The 18771-nt window shown below is 72.5% G+C and carries 14 protein-coding genes and 1 pseudogene; 2 read left to right on the top strand and 13 right to left on the bottom strand.

Annotated features, from left to right (window positions below; translation table 11 throughout):
- Positions 1-34: 34 nt before the first annotated feature.
- From trpS to TU30_RS05780, 5 genes are all read right to left on the bottom strand, one after another.
- Positions 35-1048, bottom strand: a complete 1014-nt coding sequence (gene trpS, locus TU30_RS05800) for a tryptophan--tRNA ligase (RefSeq protein WP_042165649.1) — start codon at positions 1046-1048, stop codon at positions 35-37.
- Positions 1049-1334: 286 nt separating this feature from the next.
- Positions 1335-2783, bottom strand: coding sequence for a glycine hydroxymethyltransferase (locus TU30_RS05795; protein WP_042165647.1), 1449 nt, complete (start codon positions 2781-2783; stop codon positions 1335-1337).
- A 332-nt stretch (positions 2784-3115) separates the two neighbouring features.
- On the bottom strand, positions 3116-4339 hold the full coding sequence (locus TU30_RS05790; protein ID WP_042165338.1) for a glutathionylspermidine synthase family protein: 1224 nt from the start codon (positions 4337-4339) through the stop codon (positions 3116-3118).
- Between the two features lie 35 nt (positions 4340-4374).
- On the bottom strand, positions 4375-4683 hold the full coding sequence (locus TU30_RS05785; RefSeq protein WP_042165644.1) for a hypothetical protein: 309 nt from the start codon (positions 4681-4683) through the stop codon (positions 4375-4377).
- A gap of 282 nt (positions 4684-4965) precedes the next feature.
- Entirely contained in the window at positions 4966-6336 is a 1371-nt protein-coding gene (locus tag TU30_RS05780) for a PLP-dependent aminotransferase family protein (RefSeq protein ID WP_042165336.1), read from the bottom strand.
- Positions 6337-6383: 47 nt separating this feature from the next.
- Between TU30_RS05780 and TU30_RS05775 the strand changes: the two genes are divergently transcribed.
- Together TU30_RS05775 and TU30_RS05770 are read left to right on the top strand one after the other, a co-directional pair.
- Entirely contained in the window at positions 6384-6965 is a 582-nt protein-coding gene (locus TU30_RS05775) for a carboxymuconolactone decarboxylase family protein (RefSeq protein WP_042165334.1), read from the top strand.
- Positions 6966-7214: 249 nt separating this feature from the next.
- A pseudogene (locus TU30_RS05770) lies at positions 7215-7397 on the top strand (isocitrate lyase/phosphoenolpyruvate mutase family protein); the annotation flags it as partial.
- A 149-nt stretch (positions 7398-7546) separates the two neighbouring features.
- Here the strand turns inward: TU30_RS05770 and TU30_RS05765 are convergent.
- The 8 genes from TU30_RS05765 to TU30_RS05730 all read right to left on the bottom strand — a co-directional run bounded on the left by TU30_RS05765 (position 7547) and on the right by TU30_RS05730 (position 18665).
- Positions 7547-8518, bottom strand: coding sequence for an ABC transporter substrate-binding protein (locus tag TU30_RS05765; RefSeq protein WP_042165329.1), 972 nt, complete (start codon positions 8516-8518; stop codon positions 7547-7549).
- Between the two features lie 104 nt (positions 8519-8622).
- On the bottom strand, positions 8623-10641 hold the full coding sequence (locus TU30_RS05760; protein ID WP_078878145.1) for a proline/glycine betaine ABC transporter permease: 2019 nt from the start codon (positions 10639-10641) through the stop codon (positions 8623-8625).
- 85 nt (positions 10642-10726) lie between these two features.
- The gene (locus TU30_RS05755; RefSeq protein WP_042165326.1) at positions 10727-11836 is read right to left on the bottom strand and encodes a glycine betaine/L-proline ABC transporter ATP-binding protein; all 1110 of its coding nucleotides are present in this window, start codon (positions 11834-11836) and stop codon (positions 10727-10729) included.
- On the bottom strand, positions 11836-13446 hold the full coding sequence (locus TU30_RS05750; RefSeq protein WP_234307790.1) for a GMC family oxidoreductase: 1611 nt from the start codon (positions 13444-13446) through the stop codon (positions 11836-11838). Before TU30_RS05750 ends, TU30_RS05755 begins: the two co-directional genes overlap by 1 nt.
- A gap of 252 nt (positions 13447-13698) precedes the next feature.
- Positions 13699-15219 (bottom strand): aldehyde dehydrogenase family protein, encoded by a 1521-nt coding sequence (locus TU30_RS05745; protein WP_042165324.1) that lies wholly within the window; start codon positions 15217-15219, stop codon positions 13699-13701.
- Between the two features lie 211 nt (positions 15220-15430).
- Positions 15431-16462 carry a hypothetical protein gene (locus TU30_RS05740; protein ID WP_234307789.1) on the bottom strand — a complete coding sequence of 344 codons (1032 nt, stop codon included), beginning with the start codon at positions 16460-16462 and terminating at the stop codon, positions 15431-15433.
- Positions 16463-16525: 63 nt separating this feature from the next.
- Entirely contained in the window at positions 16526-16882 is a 357-nt protein-coding gene (locus tag TU30_RS05735) for a hypothetical protein (protein ID WP_042165320.1), read from the bottom strand.
- Complete coding sequence (locus TU30_RS05730) at positions 16869-18665, bottom strand: hypothetical protein (RefSeq protein ID WP_042165317.1); 1797 nt, start codon at positions 18663-18665, stop codon at positions 16869-16871. Before TU30_RS05730 ends, TU30_RS05735 begins: the two co-directional genes overlap by 14 nt.
- Positions 18666-18771 lie beyond the last annotated feature (106 nt).

Genomic DNA, 18771 nt, shown 5'->3' with positions numbered 1-18771 from the left:
GTGGTGGCCGCGGGAGTCCCGGTCCGGGGCCGGGTCAGTGCTTGGCGGGCAGGAAGCCCACCCGTTCGTAGGCCAGGGCCAGGGTCTCCGCGGCGACGGCGCGGGCCTTCTCCGCGCCCTTGGCCAGGATCGAGTCGAGTGTCTCGGGGTCGTCGAGGTACTGCTGGGTGCGCTCCCTGAACGGGGTCACGAACTCCACCATGATCTCGGCGAGGTCCGTCTTCAGCGCCCCGTAGCCCTTGCCGGCGTAACGCTCCTCCAACTCGGTGACGCCCGCTCCGGTGAGGGTCGAGTACACGGTGAGGAGGTTGCTGATCCCCGGCTTGTTCTCGACGTCGTAGCGGATCACGGTGTCGGTGTCGGTGACCGCGCTCTTCACCTTCTTGGCGGTGGCCTTCGGGTCGTCGAGGAGGTTGACGAGGCCCTTCGGCGTGGACGCCGACTTGCTCATCTTGACCGTCGGGTCCTGGAGGTCGTAGATCTTCGCCGTCTCCTTGAGGATGTACGGCTTGGGGACGGTGAAGGTCGGGCCGAAGCGGGTGTTGAAGCGGTCGGCCAGGTCGCGGGTGAGCTCGATGTGCTGGCGCTGGTCCTCGCCCACCGGCACCTCGTGCGCCTGGTAGAGCAGGATGTCGGCGACCTGGAGGACCGGGTACGTGAACAGGCCGACGGAGGCGCGGTCGGCGCCCTGCCTGGCGGACTTGTCCTTGAACTGGGTCATCCGGGAGGCCTCACCGAAGCCGGTGAGGCAGTTCATGACCCAGGCGAGCTGGGCGTGCTCGGGGACGTGGCTCTGGACGAAGAGCGTACAGCGCTCCGGGGCGAGCCCGGCGGCCAGCAGCTGGGCGGCGGCGAGCCGGGTGTTGGCGCGCAGCTCGGCCGGGTCCTGCGGGACCGTGATCGCGTGCAGGTCGACGACCATGTAGAACGCGTCGTGGGTCTCCTGCAGGGCCACCCACTGGCGTACGGCGCCGAGGTAGTTGCCGAGGTGGAACGAGCCTGCGGTGGGCTGGATTCCGGAGAGCACGCGAGGACTGTCAGGGGCCATGCCCATCATTCTCTCAGGCCCCGGGGTGCGGTCGGGCACTGGTCCGGAACAGGCGGGTTCCGACCCGTGCGCGGGGGTGCGACAAGGGGGTGGGGCGGGAGGGGGCGTCATGCGACGGCACGTGGGACGGGGTGCGGGGACGGGGGTGTGGGGACGGGGGTGGCGGGTCGCCGCGGGGGCCGCCGGAACCCTGCCGACACGCCGCTCGGCGGTCCGCCGCCGTGCCGGACCGCCGCGCGAGGAACCACGTCGGGAGCTGATCGGCCGCTGAGTGCCGTCGGCGCCGTCAGCCGAGGTCGATCTCCGGGTACAGCGGGAAACCGGCCACCAGGTCGGTCGCGCGGTGGGAGACCTCGTCGGCGATCTTCGCGTCGAGGACGTGGGCCGCCTTGGAGGGTGCGCCGGACTTCGTGGTGCCGGCCTCGGTGGTGGTCAGGACGCGGTCGATCAGGCCCGCGACCTCGTCCATCTCGGCGGCGCCCAGGCCGCGCGTGGTCAGCGCGGGGGTGCCGACGCGGATGCCGGAGGTGTACCAGGCGCCGTTCGGGTCGGCCGGGACGGCGTTGCGGTTGGTGACGATGCCGGAGTCGAGGAGGGCGGCCTCGGCCTGGCGGCCGGTGAGGCCGTAGGAGGACGCCACGTCGATCAGGTTCAGGTGGTTGTCCGTGCCGCCGGTGACCAGGGTGGCGCCACGGCGCATCAGGCCGTCGGCGAGGGCGCGGGAGTTGTCCACGACGCGCTGGGCGTAGTCCTGGAAGGAGGGCTGGCGGGCCTCCGCCAGGGCGACCGCCTTGGCGGCCATGACGTGCGGGAGCGGGCCGCCCAGGACCATCGGGCAGCCGCGGTCGACCTGGTCCTTGAGGGAGTCGTCGCACAGGACCATGCCGCCGCGCGGGCCGCGCAGCGACTTGTGGGTGGTGGTGGTGACGATCGGGGCGTGCGGGACCGGGTCGAAGTCGCCGGTCAGCACCTTGCCGGCGACGAGACCCGCGAAGTGCGCCATGTCGACCATGAGCGTGGCCCCGACCTCGTCGGCGATCTCGCGCATGATCCGGAAGTTCACCAGACGGGGGTACGCGGAGTACCCGGCGACGATGATCAGCGGCTTGAACGCGCGGGCGGACGCGCGCAGCGCCTCGTAGTCGATCAGGCCGGTGCCCGGGTCGGTGCCGTAGGAGCGCTGGTCGAACATCTTGCCGGAGATGTTCGGGCGGAAGCCGTGGGTGAGGTGGCCGCCGGCGTCCAGGGACATGCCGAGCATGCGCTGGTTGCCGAAGGCGCGTCGCAGCTCGGCCCAGTCGGCGTCGGAGAGGTCGTTGACCTGGCGGACGCCGCTCTCCTCCAGGAAGGGCACCTCGACGCGGGCGCCGAGGACGGCCCAGAAGGCGACGAGGTTGGCGTCGATGCCGGAGTGCGGCTGGACGTAGGCGTGACGGGCGCCGAAGAGCTCCTTGGCGTGCTCGGCGGCCAGCGACTCGACGGTGTCGACATTGCGGCAGCCGGCGTAGAAGCGGCGGCCGACGGTGCCCTCGGCATACTTGTCGCTGAACCAGTTGCCCATCGCCAGGAGGGTGGCCGGCGAGGCGTAGTTCTCGGAGGCGATCAGCTTGAGCATCTCGCGCTGGTCGGCGACCTCCTGGCCGATGGCGTCGGCGACGCGCGGCTCGACGGCGCGGATCACGTCGAGGGCGGAGCGGAAGGCGGTGGAAGCGGTGGAGAGGGGCTCGGCGGGCATGAGGGACCTCCGGACGTGGCGTTCGGCGTTCACGGCATGGCCCAGGCGCACGGCACTCGGCCGGTCCCGGCGGGTCACGGGTCCGGGGGCCGCTTCCCGATGGTCGGTCCCATCCCAGCACGCCAGTCACGGCCCGCCGGCCAGCCTACCGGGCGGCACGGGGTGCCGTGGCAAGGCGTCCGCCATGCGAGCGGACGCGCCCGCCCGGCGGCCGCGGGCCGCGGGCCGCCGACCGTCAGCTGCGGGCCGCGGGTTCGGTGTGGCCGGCCGCGCGGTTCCCCGCGCCCCTCTGAAGGGCCCGCGGCCCCCGAAGGCGTCGGGTCAGGGGACGCTCACAGGATCACGTGCGGGAGGAAACGGGCGTACTCGTCGGTGACCAGGCCCGACGACTCGCGGATGCCGAGACCGGCGGACTCGCCCCCGACGGTCCAGGCGCCGAGGACGACATGGTTGCCGTCGAAGTCCGGCAGCGGGGCGAGCTGCTGGTAGCAGCAGGGTTCGTCACGGACCACGGGGGCGCTGCCCGGCGGGTGGATCGTCACCCCGGCGCCCTCGCGGCCGAGCAGCGGCTTGGCCACGTAGCCGGTGGACGACGCCAGGTCTCGGGGGCCGTCGAGATGGGCCGGGAGGAGGTTGGGGTGGTCCGGGTAGAGCTCCCAGAGGATCGCCAGCAGGGCCTTGTTGCTCAGCAGCATCTTCCAGGCGGGCTCGATCCACAGGGTGCTGCCGGTGCCGCCGCCGTTGTCGAGGGTGTCGAGGACGTGGCCGGCGAAGCGGTCGGTGGTGAGCCATTCCCAGGGGTACAGCTTGAAGATGCTGCGGATGAACCGGAGGTTGTTGTCGACGAAGCGGCCGGAGAGCCGGTCCCAGCCGATCTCCTCCACGGTCAGCCATTCGGTCTCGAGGCCCGCCTGCTCGGCCGTCTCCTTGAGGTAGGCGACGGTCATGAGGTCCTCGCCGAGCACGTCGTCCCAGGAGTGGGCGAAGTACAGCGGGCTGCCCGGCGGGAGGAGCGCGGCCTGCCCCCGCCAGGCGTCGACGAGGCGTTCGTGCAGGGAGTTCCACTGGTCGGCGCCGGGAAACCGTTCCTCCATCCAGAACCACTGGGGCGAGGCGGCCTCCACCAGGGAGGTGGGGGTGTCGGCGTTGTACTCCAGCAGCTTCGCGGGGCCGGTGCCGTCGTAGCGGAGGTCGAAACGGCCGTAGATTGAGGGGAGTTCGGCCCGCCGGTGCCAGGCCTCGGCAACCGCGCGGGCGACCCTCGGATCGGTGATGCCGAGGTCGGCGAAGCGGTCGGCGCCGACGATGTGGTCGGCGGCCGCGAGACACATGCGGTGCAGTTCCTCGACGGCCTCCTCCAGCGCCTCGACCTCGTCCATGGCGAAGACGTAGTACGCGCTCTCGTCCCAGTACGGGACCCAGGCGCCCTCGGGGACGGGGATGCCCGCCGCCCGGTCGGCCTCGAGCGGCTTGGGCAGGGTGAGGGGGTAGATCAGGCCCTGCTCCTCGACGGTCCGCTGCCAGCCGGGGCGGGGTTCGATGGTGCGGCGTTCCACGGGTGAGCCCTTCGTTCCTTCGCCCGTCCGGGTCCTCAGCCGCCCCTCTTGCCGGAGGACGAGCCGAAGCCGCCCCGGTCGACGGCCTCGCTCCGGCTGAAGGTGCCGTCCTCGGCCCAGCTGCCGCTGACATCGGCGTCGTAGTACCAGTCGGCGTCGACGCGCTGCGCCGAGCCGGACCTGCCGGCCCTGCCGGCGGAGCCGGAGGCCGTTGTGCAGTTCTTGTCGGCGACGACCTTGTAACCGTTGACGTAGTCGTAGCTGTCCCGGTCCACGCAGCGGCGGTCCGGATCGGAACTGCACGCGGACAGGGCCGCCGCGAGGACCCCCATACTGCCGAGCATCACCGTGCCGGACCGCAGCCGCCGTGCCCGAGCCTTCCGGGCCGTGCCCTGCACCGTCTTCTGGGCTGTGCTCTGGGCTGTGCTCCGCGTCATCTTCTCCGCTCCCCCGTGTGTGCCGCGTGGCCGCTGCCGGTCCGTCATGCTCCCCGGCTCGCGGCGGACAGCCTAGGCGCCGACCGGCAGGCGCGGGCAGGGGGCCCGGCCGGGCCCGGTTCCGGGGCCTTTGGGAGGGTGTGTGCGCTCGGCACGGCCGCCCGTCGCGAAGGCCGCCGGGCCCACCCCTCAGGGAAGAGCCCGGCACAGGGCGTCCAGGGTCGCCGTCCAGGCGTGGTCCGGCGGTGTGCCGTAACCGACGACCAGGGCGTCCAGGGGGGCGACTTCGGCGGCGGGGTGGCGGAAGTACGCCAGGCCCTTGACCGCGAGGCCCTGCCAGGCGGCCGCCCGGACGACCGACTGCTCGGTGCCCGGGGGCAGTCGGAGCACCGCGTGCAGTCCGGCCGCGATGCCCGTGACCCGGACGTCGAGTGCCCGCTCGGCGAGGACGTCGACCAGGGCGTCGCGGCGACGCCGGTAGCGCAGCCGTGCGGCGCGCACGTGCCGGTCGTGGGCGCCGGAGGTGAGGAACTCGGCGAAGGTGAGCTGTTCGAGGACGCCGACGGAACGGACGGCACCGTGCTCGACGACCTCCGGCAGCAGGGACGGGGGCAGCACCATCCAGCCCAGACGGAGACCGGGGGCGAGGGACTTGCTGACCGTGCCGAGGTGGACCACGTGGTCGGGGTCCAGATCCTGGATCGCCCCGACGGGCTGGCGGTCGTACCGGAACTCGCTGTCGTAGTCGTCCTCCAGGATCAGGCCGCCGGTGCGGCGGGCCCAGTCGATGACGGCCGCCCGGCGCTCCGGGCGCAGGACACCGCCCAGGGGGAACTGGTGGGCGGGGTTGAGCAGCACCGCGGCGGCGTCGCCGGGGTCGGCGTCGTCGGAGGGGACCGGAGTGGTGCGCAGGCCGGTGCGTTCGATCAGGTCGCGGTGTTCGGCGAGGCCGTAGGACTCCACGGCGAGGGTGCGGGCGCCGCGGGCGCGCAGGATGTCGCAGAGCAGGTGGAGGCCGTGGGCGAACCCGGAGCAGATGACGATGCGTCCGGGGTCGGCGCGTACGCCCCGTACGCGGGCCAGGCGGTCCGCGAGGGCGGTGCGCAGTTCGGGGCGGCCCCGCGCGTCGCCGTAGCCGAGGGCGTCGTGGGGGGCGGCCGCCAGGGCCCGGCGGGAGGCCCTGAGCCACTCGGCACGCGGGAAGGAGGCGAGGTCGGGAACGCCGGGGGTGAGGTCGTACCGCGGCCGCCCGGACGGGCGCCGCGGGGTGGGCCGCCGGGCGGGCGGCCGGGGCACCGCGCGGTCGGCGACCCGGGTCCCGGAGCCCTGCCGTGCGGTCAGCCGGCCCTCGGCGACCAGCTCGGCGTAGGCCTCGGCGACCGTGTTGCGGGCGATGCCCAGGTCGGCGGCGAGGGCGCGGGAGGAGGGCAGCCGGGTGCCGGGGGCGAGCCGGCCGCTGCGGACCGCTTCGCGCAGGGCGTCGGTCAGACCGCGGCGCAGACCGGGTCCGGCCGGTTCCAGGTGGAGGTCGATACCGAAAGTGGCCCATGGTTTCGCCATGCGAATGGACCATACTCCTGGGCTGCCTCGCTCCTACGCTCGTAGCCATGACCACGATCACCACCACGACCACCACCACGAACGACGGCACGAACGACGGCACGAACGACGGCACCGCGACGGCAGCCACCGTCGGCGGAGGTACGGCCACGGAGTACGCGCCCGAGGAGACACCCCGACTGGACTGGGCCGCGCTCGCCCCCGACGTCTACAAGGCGATGGTGCGGCTCGACGCGGCGTCCCGTGAGGGGATCGACCCGAGGCTGCTCGAGCTGGTGAAGATCCGGGCTTCCCAGCTCAACCACTGCGCCTTCTGCCTGGACATGCACTCCAAGGACGCGCTCGCGGCGGGCGAGAGCGTGGAGCGGATCGTGCAGCTCGCCGCCTGGGAGGAGTCGCGCCACTTCTACACCGGGAAGGAGCTGGCGGCGCTCGAGCTGACCGAGGCGGTCACCGTGCTGACGGACGGCTTCGTGCCCGACGAGGTGTACGGGAAGGCCGCCCGGTTCTTCGACGAGCCGGAGCTGGCGCGGCTGATCGCCGTGATCACGGTGATCAACGCCTGGAACCGTTTCGGTGTGACGTGCCGGAGGACGCCGGGTCACTACACGCCGGGGCACTACAGGTAACGGCGTGCACCACGCTGCCGGCCGGCGACGTCGGGTCCGCGCTGCGGGGCCGGGACGGCGCCGCCGGGCAGGGGGTGGGTGGGAGGCGGTCCGATCCACCGGGCCCCCGGAAGGGGGCCGCCCGGCACTTCGACGCCGACGGGCCGGCCCGTCGCCCGGCGCCGGTCGCCGCCGTCTGCACCGGTCGCCGTCGTCTGCGGCGGGGACCGGCCGGTGGCCAGCCGGCGGTTCCCTCCGGGGGACCGAGTGGTGAGCGGGGCCGGCCGTTTCCGTGCCCTCCACCACGAGCGGGCTCCGGGCGACCCGCCCGTCCTGCCCGGCCCTTGGGACGCGGCCGGCGCCCGGGTCCTCGCCGAGGCAGGGGTCCCGGCGCTCGCGACGCCCGGTACGGGGGTGGCGGCGTCCCTCGGGCACGAGGACGGGGCGGCGCCGGGCCGCACGGGCACCGGCCGGCATCGCGGCCGGACTCACCCCCGGGGGGGGCCTCTGGCGCTGTGACCGGGAGGGGTGCCGGAGCCGGCGAGCCCTCCCGGCCACAGCACCAGGGGCACGGTCACCCCCGTGCGGCGGTGGGACTTCGGTCAGGCCAGCCACGCCTTCCAGACGTCCTCGTTGGCCTTGGCCCAGGTCTCGGCCGCCTTCGCGGAGCTCATCTTCTTGTCCGCGATCATCGCGGCGACCTCGTTCTGCTGCTCGGCGGTCCAGTTGAAGTTCTTCAGGAACCGGGCCGCCTCCCCGCCGTCCTTGGCGAAGTCGGCGTTGAAGTACTTCTGCAGAGGCGTCTGGGCGTAACCGCAGGCGACCTTCTTCGGGTCGGCGTCGCAGCCCTCCTTGTACTCGGGCAGCTTCACCTCGACCAGGTCGACCTGCGCGTTCAGCCACTGCGGCGTCCACCAGTAGGTGATGAACGGCTTCTTGGCCTTGTAGTCCTCCTTGATCTGCGTGATCTGCGCGGCCTCGGAGCCGGCGTACACCGTCTTGAAGTCCAGGTCGAGGTTCTCGATGATCGCGTCGTCGTTGGTGGTGTACGACGGCGACCCCTCGAGCAGCTGGCCCTTGTTCCCGCTCTCCGCGGTACGGAAGAGATCGCTGTACTTGTTGAGGTTCTCCCAGTCCGTGATGTCCGGGTGCTCGTCCACGAGGTACTTCGGCACGAACCAGCCGATGTGGCCGGTGACACCGAGGTCGCCGCCCTCGACGACGGACTTCTTGCCCTCGACGTACCGCTTGATCTTGTCCGGCGCGCCGCCCCAGTCCTCGAGCACGGCGTCGACCTTGCCGCTGTTGAGCCCGTCGATGGCGACCGACTCGTCGAGCTGGGTCAGCTCGACCTCGACCTCGGTGTCGAGCTCGTTCTCCAGGAGGTACTTGGCGACGGCCCCGTTGGCCTCGGCGCCGACCCACGACGGGACGGCGATGGTGACCGTGTCGGAGCCGCCCGACGAGGAGGAGGAGGAGTCGGTCTTGGCGGCACCGCACGCGCTCAGGCCGGTGACGGCGAGGACGGCGGCCGTGGCGGTCGCGGCGCGCAGGAGGTTCTTTCTGCTCTTCATGTGAGTGTCTCTCTCGGTGGGAACAGGCAGGGGGTTGTTTCCCTGCGGAGGGGGCTTGGGAGCCGGGTACGGGCGGGGGGGGGCCGGGGCCCGGGAACGGCGGGCTAGCGGGTACCGGCCTGCCGGCCCGGGCGCTGTGTGGTGCGGTCCAGGACCAGTCCCAGCAGCACGATCGCCACACCGGCGCCGAGGCCGACGCCGAGCTCGCTCTTCTGCAGGCCGTAGACGACGTCGTAGCCGAGGGCGCCGGAGCCGACGAAGCCGCCGACGATCACCATGGCCAGCACCAGCACCACGCCCTGGTTGAGGGCGAGCATCAGCGCGGGCCGGGCCAGCGGCACCTGCACCTGGCGGATCTGCTGGAAGGAGCTCGCGCCCATGGAGCGGGCCGCCTCCAGCGTCGCGGCGTCGACCTGGCTCAGGCCCTGCACCGTGATCCGTACGACGGCGGGCAGCGCGTACAGCACGGCCGCGGCGACGGCGGCGGAGCGGCCCACGTTGAACAGGGCCACCACCGGGATCAGGTAGATGAACTGCGGCAGGGTCTGCATGGTGTCCAGCACCGGCCGCAGCAGGCGGTTCAGCAGCGGCACCCGGGCCGCCACCACGCCGATCAGGAAGCCGAGCACGAGCGTGACGGCGACGCCCGCGATCGCCTGCGACAGGGTGTCCAGGGAAGTGGCCCACACACCGATGACGCCGACCCCGGCCATCGCCAGGCCCGCCGTGCACATCGCGCCCCAGCCGCCCGCGAGCAGGGCCAGGGCTGCGGCCAGCAGCACCATCAGCCACCACGGCATGGCGGTCAGGCCGTCCCGGAGCGGGTCGAGCACCCAGATGGTGAAGCCGTCCGCCCAGGTCCGGGTGCCGCCCAGCACGGGCACGCCCTCGGCCAGGTGGCCGGTGAACCAGCCGACGGCGTCGTTGACGGGCGGGGCCATGTTGACGGTCCAGGTCGCGGGCCACTCGGCGATCAGCAGCAGCCACCCGACCGTACCCAGCGCCGCACCGGAGCCGGCGGCCACGGCCCAGGCGCGCCGGCCGTGCAGCCAGGAGGAGCCGGCCGGGGCCGCGCCCTCGCTCAGCCGCTCTCCGGCGACGGCGGTGGTGCGGTCCAGCCAGATGGCCAGCAGCACGATCGGGATGCCCGCGGCGAGCGCCCCGCCGACGTCGACGGTGGACAGTGCGCGGAACACCTCCTCGCCGAGGCCGCCGGCGCCGATCACGGAGGCGATGGTGACCATCGACAGCGCCATCATGATCGTCTGGTTCAGGCCGAGCAGGATCTCCTTGCGGGCCAGCGGAAGCCGGGCCGTCAGCAGCCGCTGCGACGGGCTGGTGCCCAGCGACGTCGCGGCCTCCATGACGGACGGGTCCGCGCCCCTCAGACCGAGCGCGGTCAGCCGTGCCATCGGCGGGGCCGCGTAGATGACCGTCGCGATCAGGGCGGACGGCACGCCGATGTCGAACAGCAGCACCAGCGGCAGCAGGTACGCGAACGCCGGCATGATCTGCATGGTGTCCAGGACCGGCCGCAGGATCCGCTCGAAGCGGTCCGACAGCCCGGCGCCCAGGCCCAGCAGCGCGCCGATCGCGGCCGAGACGGTGACCGCGACCGCCATCAGGGCCAGGGTCTCCATGGTGGCTTCCCACATACCGAGCACGCCGCACACCGCGAAGGCGGCGAACGTGACGCCGGCCAGCTTCGGTCCGCGCCGGTCGCGCAGCCCGCCCGCCCGCCAGGACAGCAGCACGGCGGCCGTGATCACCGGGAACCAGCCGAGGGACTCCAGCAGGTCCGTCATCCAGCTCACGGAGCCGTCGGACCAGTTGCTCAGGTGCAGCAGGAAGTAGAGGAAGACCGGGTGGGTCTCCCGGTTGTTCACGACCCAGGTGTAGGCGTCGTCCAGGGGCGTCCGGACGTCCACGGTCAGCTCGGACGGCCAGGTTCCGCTGCCCCACAGCAGGGCGGCGAGCGGCACGAGCACGGCGGCGGCGACGGCCAGCGGCAGCAGACGGCGCACCACGGGGTGCCGCAGCAGGGGGCGCCGCTCGGCGGACGCGGGTTCCTCCGGCTGTCCGGCCTGCTTCGTCGGCGGGGCGGGCGTGATGACGGCGCTCACGCGGTCCACCCCCGGCCGTGGGAGACGGCCCCGGTGGCCACCGGGGCCGTGCCGGTGGCCACCGGGGTCATACGGGGAGGGGAGGTCATGCGGCCGCCTCCTCGCGGTCCAGTCCGGCGACGACCCGCAGCAGGTCCACCTGGTCGACCTGCCCCAGGCACGCGCCGTCCTGCACCACGCACGCGGCCCGGCCGCTGCGGGCGACGGTCTCGATGGCCTCGACGACGATCGTGTCGGGGGTGAGGGAGCCGGGGTGCTCGGAGCCGCCGCAGCCGCCCGGCCGCATCGCGGTGCGCACGGTCATGACCTGCTCGCGCGGCACGTCGCGGACGAAGTCGCGGACGTAGTCGTCGGCGGGCGAGCCGACGATCTGCTCGGGGGTGCCGAGCTGCACGATCTCGCCGTCCCGCATCAGTGCGATGCGGTCGCCGACCCGGAGCGCCTCACTGAGGTCGTGGGTGATGAAGACCATGGTGCGGCCCTCCTCGTGGTGCAGCCGGATGACCTCCTCCTGCATGTCCCGCCGGATCAGCGGGTCGAGGGCGCTGAACGGCTCGTCGAAGAGCAGCACCTCGGGGTCGGAGGCGAGCGCCCGTGCCAGGCCCACGCGCTGCTGCTGACCGCCGGAGAGCTGGCCGGGGCGGCGCAGTTCCAGGCCGTCGAGGCCGACCTTGTGGACCATCTCCTCGGCCCGGGCCCGCCGTTCCGCCTTGGACATGCCCTGGATCTCCAGGCCGTAGGCGATGTTGTCCAGGACGGAGCGGTGCGGCAACAGGCCGAAGTGCTGGAACACCATGGCCGCGCGGTGCCTGCGCAGCTCGCGCAGCCGGTTGCGGTCCATGGCGAGGACGTCCTCGCCGTCGATCTCCAGGGAGCCCGAGGTCGGCTCGATGAGCCGGGTCAGGCAGCGTACGAGGGTGGACTTGCCGGAGCCGGACAGGCCCATGACGACGAAGACCTCGCCCTTGCGCACGTCGAAGGAGACGTCCCGGACGGCCGCGGTGCAGCCGGTGCGGGTGCGCAGTTCGGACTGGGTGAGGCCCGCGGTCTCCGGATCGGCGGGGATGCGCTCGGCCTTCGGTCCGAAGACCTTCCACAGGTTGCGCACGCCGAAGACGGGCGGCTGCCCGGACGGGTCCGCGGACGGGGTCTGCGTACCGGGCCGGGGCTTCCCGGGTGTGACGGTGCTGCTCATCAGGCGTGGTTCCCTTCGCTGGTCTCGGCCAGCAGTTCGGCCGCCTTCTCGCCCACCATCAGCACGCCGATCATGGGGTTCACGGCGGTCATCGTCGGGAAGACGGAGGCGTCGGCGATGCGGATGCCCTCCAGGCCGCGGACCCGCAGTTCGGGGTCGACGACGGCCCACGGGTCGGTGGCCGCGCCCATCCGGCAGGTGCCCGCCGGGTGGTAGACGGTGTGCGCGACCTTACGGGCGTACTCGCTCAGCTCCTCGTCACCGGTGACGTCGGGGCCGGGGGCCACCTCGCGCTTGAGCCAGTGGGCCAGCGGTTCGGTCTGCGCGATCTCGCGGGCGATGCGGATGCCGTCGACGAGGGTGCGGGCGTCGTAGTCGTCCGCGTCGGTGAAGTAGCGGAAGTCCAGCGCGGGCTTGACCTCCGGGTCGGCGCTGGTCAGGTGGAGCCGGCCGCGGCTCTTCGGCTTGGGGATGTTCGGGGTCATCGAGACGCCGAACTCCGGCCGCCGGTAGCCGAGGCGCTCCGGATTGTCCGTGAACGGGATCTGGTAGAAGTGGAACATCAGGTCGGGGCCCGCGTGTCCGGGGTCGCGGCGCACGAACAGGCCGGCGTCGGAGTCCATCGCGGAGTTGTCCGGGATGGGCCCGTCCGTCTCCCAGACGATCACCGACTCGGGGTGGTCGAGCAGGTTCTCGCCGACACCGGGGAGGTCGTGCGCCACGGGTATGCCGAGCGCCTCCAGGTCGGCCTTCGGACCGATGCCGGAGTGCAGCAGCAGCCGGGGCGAGTCGACGGCTCCGGCGCACAGCAGGACCTCGCCGCGGGCCCGGACGAGGATCTCCTCGCCGTCCTTGGTGCGGACGTGGACGCCTTCGGCGCGGGTGCCGTCCAGCTCCAGCCGGTACGCCCAGGTCTCCAGCAGGAGCGTCAGGTTGGGGCGCTCGTCCATCACCGGGTGCAGGTAGGCGACCGACGCCGAGGAACGCCGGTTGTTCTCCGGGTGGTAGGCGAGGTCGAAGAAGCCGACGCCGTCGTTGAACGGCTTCTTGTTGAAGCCCTCGACGCGCGGCACGCCGAGCGTGCTCCGGGCGGCGTCGACGAAGTCACGGGCGATGGCGTTCCGGTCCTTCTCGTCGACCGGGACGATGTTGTTCTTGAGCCGGGCGTAGTACGCCTCCATCTGCACCGCGCCCCACCCCTGGGCGCCGGCCTTCTCCCACTCGTCCCAGTCGGACGGGAGCGGCTTGAAGGCGATGAGGGTGTTGTGCGAGGAGCAGCCGCCGAGGACGCGGGCCCGGCTGTGCCGGATGTGCGAGTTGCCGCGTGGCTGCTCGGTGGTGGGGTAGTCGTAGTCCAGCTCGCCGCCGAGCAGGCCCATCCAGCGGCGCAGGGTCAGCACGTCGTCGCGGCCCACGTCGCTGGGACCGCCCTCGATGACCGCGACGGTGACGTCCGGGTTCTCCGTCAGCCGGGAGGCGATGACGGACCCTGCGGTGCCGCCGCCGATGACGACGTAGTCGTACGTGTGGTCGCGGGTGGCGTCCGGGCCGTGCTCCCGGTCGGGTTCGTGGCGGTGTTCGTGCAGGTGCTCGTGGGTGCGCTCTGGCATGGGCGGTCGCTCCTCCGGGGGCTCGGGGCGGGTGGGCAGGAAGTTGTGCGGTGTGCTGTTCGAAACGGTGGGGCGGGGCGGGGCGGGTGGTTCCGCTGCCCCTGGTGCGCCGGACACGCCGGGGTGCCGCGCGCCCCGAGGGCCGTGGGTGCCGCGATGCCGCGGGTTCCGGGGAGAGGCGCGGGGCCGCCTCTCCCCGCGGTGCCGCGTGTTCGCCGCGTTCGCCGTGTGGGCCGCTCGGTGGGGGCGGGCTCAGCCGGCGAACCAGCGCACCGGCTTCGGCGCGAGGTTCTGGTAGATGTGCTTGGTCTCGCGGTACTCGGCGAGACCCGCCGGGCCGAGTTCACGGCCCACTCCGCTCTTGCCGAATCCGCCCCACTCCGCCTGCGGGAGGTAGGGGTGGAAGTCGTTGATCCACACGGTGCCGTGGCGCAGCCGTCCGGCCACCCGCCGGGCGCGGCCCGCGTCGGCGGTCCAGACGGCGCCGGCCAGCCCGTACTCGGTGTCGTTGGCCAGGGCGACGGCCTCGTCCTCGGTGCGGAAGGTCTCGACGGTGAGGACCGGCCCGAACACCTCCTCGCGCACCACCCGCATCCCGCGGTGGCAGTGGTCGAGGACGGTCGGCTCGTAGAAGTAGCCGGCCTCGGGCCGCTCCGCGGACGGCTCGGGCCGCTTGCCGCCGGAGCGCAGCACCGCGCCCTCCTTCAGCGCGGAGGCGACATGCGCCTCGATCTTGTCGCGCTGCTGCTCGGAGACCAGCGGGCCGCACTCGACACCGTCCGCGGTGCCCCGGCCGAGCCTGATCCGCTCGGCGCGGCGGGCGAGTTCGGTGACGAAGCGGTCGCGGACCGACTCCTCGACGATGAGCCGCGCGCCCGCCGAGCAGACCTGGCCGCTGTGGATGAAGGCCGCGTTGAGCGCCTGGTCGACGGCGGTGTCGAAGCCTTCCTCGGTGGCGCAGGAGTCGGCGAAGACCACGTTGGGGTTCTTGCCGCCGAGTTCGAGGGCGACCTTCTTCACGGTCGGCGCGGCGGCCTCGGCGACCTTGGTGCCGCTGACCAGTCCGCCGGTGAAGGAGACCAGGTCGACGTCGGGGTGCTCGGCGAGCCGGGCGCCGACGGTGTGGCCGGGGCCGGTGACGATGTTGGCGACACCGGCGGGCAGGCCCGCCTCGGTCAGCAGGCCGATGAGGGCGGCCGTGGTCAGCGGTGTGATCTCGCTGGGCTTGACGACGAAGGTGTTGCCGGCCGCGAGCGCCGGGGAGATCTTCCAACTTGCCTGGAGCAGCGGGTAGTTCCAGGGCGTGATCATGGCACAGACGCCGACGGGCTCGTGCACGACCACGCTGTGGACGTCGGTGGAACCCGCGTCGACGACCCGGCCGGGGGCCTCTCCGGCGACCAGGTCGGCGAAGTAGCGGAAGGCGTCGGCGACGCAGTCGATGTCGACACGCCCCTCCTCGACGGTCTTGCCCGTGTCCCGGCTCTCCAGCAGGCCGAGTTCCTCCCGGTCCCGGACGAGGAGACCGGCGACGCGGCGCAGCAGCGCGGCCCGCTCGGCGACCGGGGTGTGCGGCCACGGGCCCTCGTCGAACGCGCGCCGCGCGGCGGCCACCGCGAGGTCGGCGTCCTTCTCGTCGCCCTCCGCGACGACGGCGAACGGCAGGGCGTCCGCGGGGTCGAAGATCTCGCGCGTGGCCCCCGAGACGGCCGCCCGCCACTCGCCTCCCGCGTGGATGGAGGTGCGCACCTGAAGCTCTGTAGTGTCCGCCATGATCGCCTACTGCCTTCCGTTCCTGTTCAGCGCCCGCGAGTGACCCAGGTCGAGTGACCGGATCGAGCCACACAGGCGTCACCCACAGAGCGGGAGGGCTTCTGCCCGCGGGCTTCGCATGCATGCGCGATTCACGGCGGAAAGTGTGCAGCGTCACGAACCGTGCGACCGGAAACGGGCAAACCACCCCGCATCGCCGACCGCGATCGGTTCAGCGGAGGTCCGTGGCCGTCCCGCAGGTGGTGTCCGGCGGGCAGAAGTGTGCGAGGGCGGTCCGGATCAGCTCGCGTTCGTCCTCGTGACCGTCGGAGTCGGCCCCGTAGGCGGCGAGCGCGTACAGCTTGCCGTCGGCGGCCTGGAAGCGCAGGTCGACGACGTGCCAGGTCCCGATGTCGGGCTCTCCCCTGAAGGAGTCCGCGAGGTACTCCAGCCGGGAGCCGGTGAAGTCGCCGTCGTCCAGGGTCTCCAGGGAGAGCTGCTCGAATCCGGGGGCCTTCGGGGTGGCGTCGGAGAGGAACAGTTCGTACGACGCGTCGGGCGAGGGCTCCGCCACCTCGAACACCTGGAGCCGCCTGCCGCTGCCGGGACTGCGGTAGCTGACCACGTCCATGCCGTACTGGGAGGACACGCTGGTACGGGTCCACCCCTCGGGGCGGGCGAGGGTGAAGCCCTCGGAGTCGGTGTACCGGTCGTAACCGGCGGGGACCGTGCTGTCCGGGTCCGGGGTGGACGGCGCGGTCTGCTCGGCGGGGAAGGACGGCTGCCGCGGGGCGGGTGGCTCCTGCGGTCCGGGGGTTTCGGAACCGGTGGGCTGCGACACGCTCGCCGAGGCGGCCTTGTCGTCCTCCTGGCCGTCCGCACCCTCGCCGCCTCCCAGGGTCCGGGTCAGCACCAGTCCCACGGCCGCCCCGACCACGACGGCCCCGCCCACCACGGCCCACACCCGCCTCCGGTCGAGCCCGTGCCGCGCCGGTGGCGGGGACGCGGGCGGGACGGGTGGCCCGGCGGGGCCGTGGGGCAGCTCGGGAGACGACCATGAGGCCGGTGCGGGCTGCCCGGAGGGCACCGACGGAGGACCGCCGCCCGGCCACCGGATGCCCGTGAGGGTGGGGGCGGAGGGCGAGACATCCGGGGGCGGTGGCATCACCGGAGCGGACGCCCCCGCGGCGTCCGCCGTCGTGCCCTCCTCCCCTTCCTCCCAGCGCTGGTTCTCCTCGTTCCAGTACCGCGGTCCCCCACCCATCGCTTCCTTCTCCTCCCCCGTCGTGTCTCCTGCGTCTTCTGCGTCTTTCGGGTACTGCCGTCCTCACATCCCGAGCAGTCCCGCCACGGTCCCGGCCGAGGCGAGCAGCGCCATGACGGCCTGGGCGTCCGTGAGTACCTCACGCAGCCGCTGACGGCGGCTCTCGCCGGCCGTACCGGTCCGGTCGATCTCCTCCTCGGTCTCCGCGAGGGCGGCGTCGAGCTGTACGGTCTGTCCGCTCCTCTGGAGCCGGGACAGGTCGGCCCGCAGTTCCCTTACCGCGGTGAGCAGTTCCTCGGTGGCGGCGTCGCGCGGAGCCGGGACGCCGTGGTGGCTCTCCGCGCGCGCGTGGCTGCCGATGGCGAAGGTGCTGTGGGAGACGTCGCCCACGCGGACGCCCTTTTCCTCACTGGGTGCCATTGCTGGAAGATCCTCTCTGCGGCGCGGGGCCGCCGGTGGTGGCGGCACGGGCGTGCGCACCGATGGCGAAGGTGGAGCCGTCGACGCGGTTGATGTTGACCGCGCCATTGCTGATGTTCACGATCTTCTGTACGAACTCACCGGTCTCGTAGCCGGCTTCGGCGAGCGCGAGCCGCACCCCGTGCCCGACGCGGTCCTGGATGCTGCGCAGGTAACGCCGCACATCCATGTCCTGGAAGGTGGAGCCCGCCCTCACCGCGGCCAGTTCACGCACCGAGACGGCGGGTCCTTCGAGCAACCCACCGCCCCGGCCGACGGTCAGCAGCCGCCACCCGTGGCCCAGGCCACGGCACAGGACGATCAGCGCGCGGCCCGCGGAGCCGGGCACCTGGACAGCGGCCGCGACGGTCCTGCCGAACCCGGTGGCGGTGCGGAGCTCGTGCTGGACGCGGTCGACGTTCTTGAACTTCTCCTGCAGCGGGGGCATCACGTGCGGGGCGATCTCCAGCATGAGCATCCGCCCCTGCGTGTGAACCCGCACGTAGACCGTGACGATCAACTCCTCCTCCCAGCCGCCGACCCGGATGCGCAGGAAGTGCCGGCGGCCCTCGCCGCCCTCCTCGACCGCCCGCAGCCGATGCCGCTCGATCTCCTGCGGCGTGTACAGGGCCTGCGCGCGATCGGTCTGTTCCTTGTCGACGGGAAGGAACACGCACTCGTCGATTTCCAGATGCCGCAGCCGGTCGCGCGCGGCGGAGCCCGCGCTCTCGGCGGGCACACGCAGTTGTTCGATCAAGGGCCGGATCCGGTCGAGGATCGCCCGGTTGCTGAGCGGCTCCTGGTTCTCCTTCTGCTCGTCCGGCCGGAGTTCGACGGCCAGCACCCAGCTGTCGCGCCCGATTCCCGCCCCGCGGAACGGACTCGCCTCGTCGTACATCACCAGCGGCGCGTGCTGTTCCTGCCGGATACGCTCTCTCAGCCGGACGAACCGCTCTCCCCCGGCCTGTTCCGCGGAATCTTCCGCGACGTCCCGGAATCGCCGCCGCGACAGTTCCTCGGTGAACACGCGGGCGAACTGGTCGCGCCGGCCCGCCGCGCACAGTCCGATCAGCACGAGGAAAACGAGCGCCGTCCAGGCCTGCCACGGCTCGAACGTCCCCGCAGCGCCGGTGAAGAGCGGAAACAGAAGGTCACCGAGGCCGAAGACGTCGCCGCTCGAACCACTGGAGCCGTAGGAGTCGTAGGCGGGATCGTACGAACCGTACGAGGAACCGGAATCCGAACCGGAACCGCCGGTGTCGGCACCGAAGCCGACCCCGACCATGGCGGCCAGGCACACCGCGAAGTAGAGACGTCCGAACCAGAGCACCAGGGCGGCGCCGGACTGCCTGACCTGGGGCGACTCACCGTCACGGCCTTTGACCCAGGGCACGAGACCGAGCAGCACGCTGGGCACGAGCAGCGCGGCCAGCAGGCCGTCGGTCACCAGTACGCCCACGGCCCAGAGCCCGAGGACGGCGGCCGACCAGCACAGCGCCCGCCGCTGGGCCCGCAGCGCGTGCGCCAGGACCCGGGCCGCGTCGAAACCCGGCGAGGGGGCCACGATCCGCTGCTCGTGGAGGTACAGCTCTTCGATGACCCGGTCGCGGTAGACGAGGTCCAGGTTGACGCCCCCGCACAGCAGCCTGGTCACCTCGCTGGCACGTGGCGGGACGCGCGGGAGGTCCGGCGGTGCCGTGCCGTCCGTGTGGTGCGATTGCTGCGGCACGTGGGCAGTGCTCATACCGGTCCCCCGATGCGGATGCGCATGTGTCCTTGGTGGCGGAAGAGTTGAAGAACCATCAGCATAAGGGGGCGACAACATCACGCAAAGCGAATTGTCAAGGGTG

Origin of the sequence: Streptomyces sp. NBRC 110035 (assembly GCF_000829695.1) — a bacterium.
GTDB lineage: Bacteria > Actinomycetota > Actinomycetes > Streptomycetales > Streptomycetaceae > Streptomyces.
The sequence above is the reverse complement of the archived record's forward strand: the minus strand, read 5'-3'. Positions and strand labels throughout refer to the sequence as shown.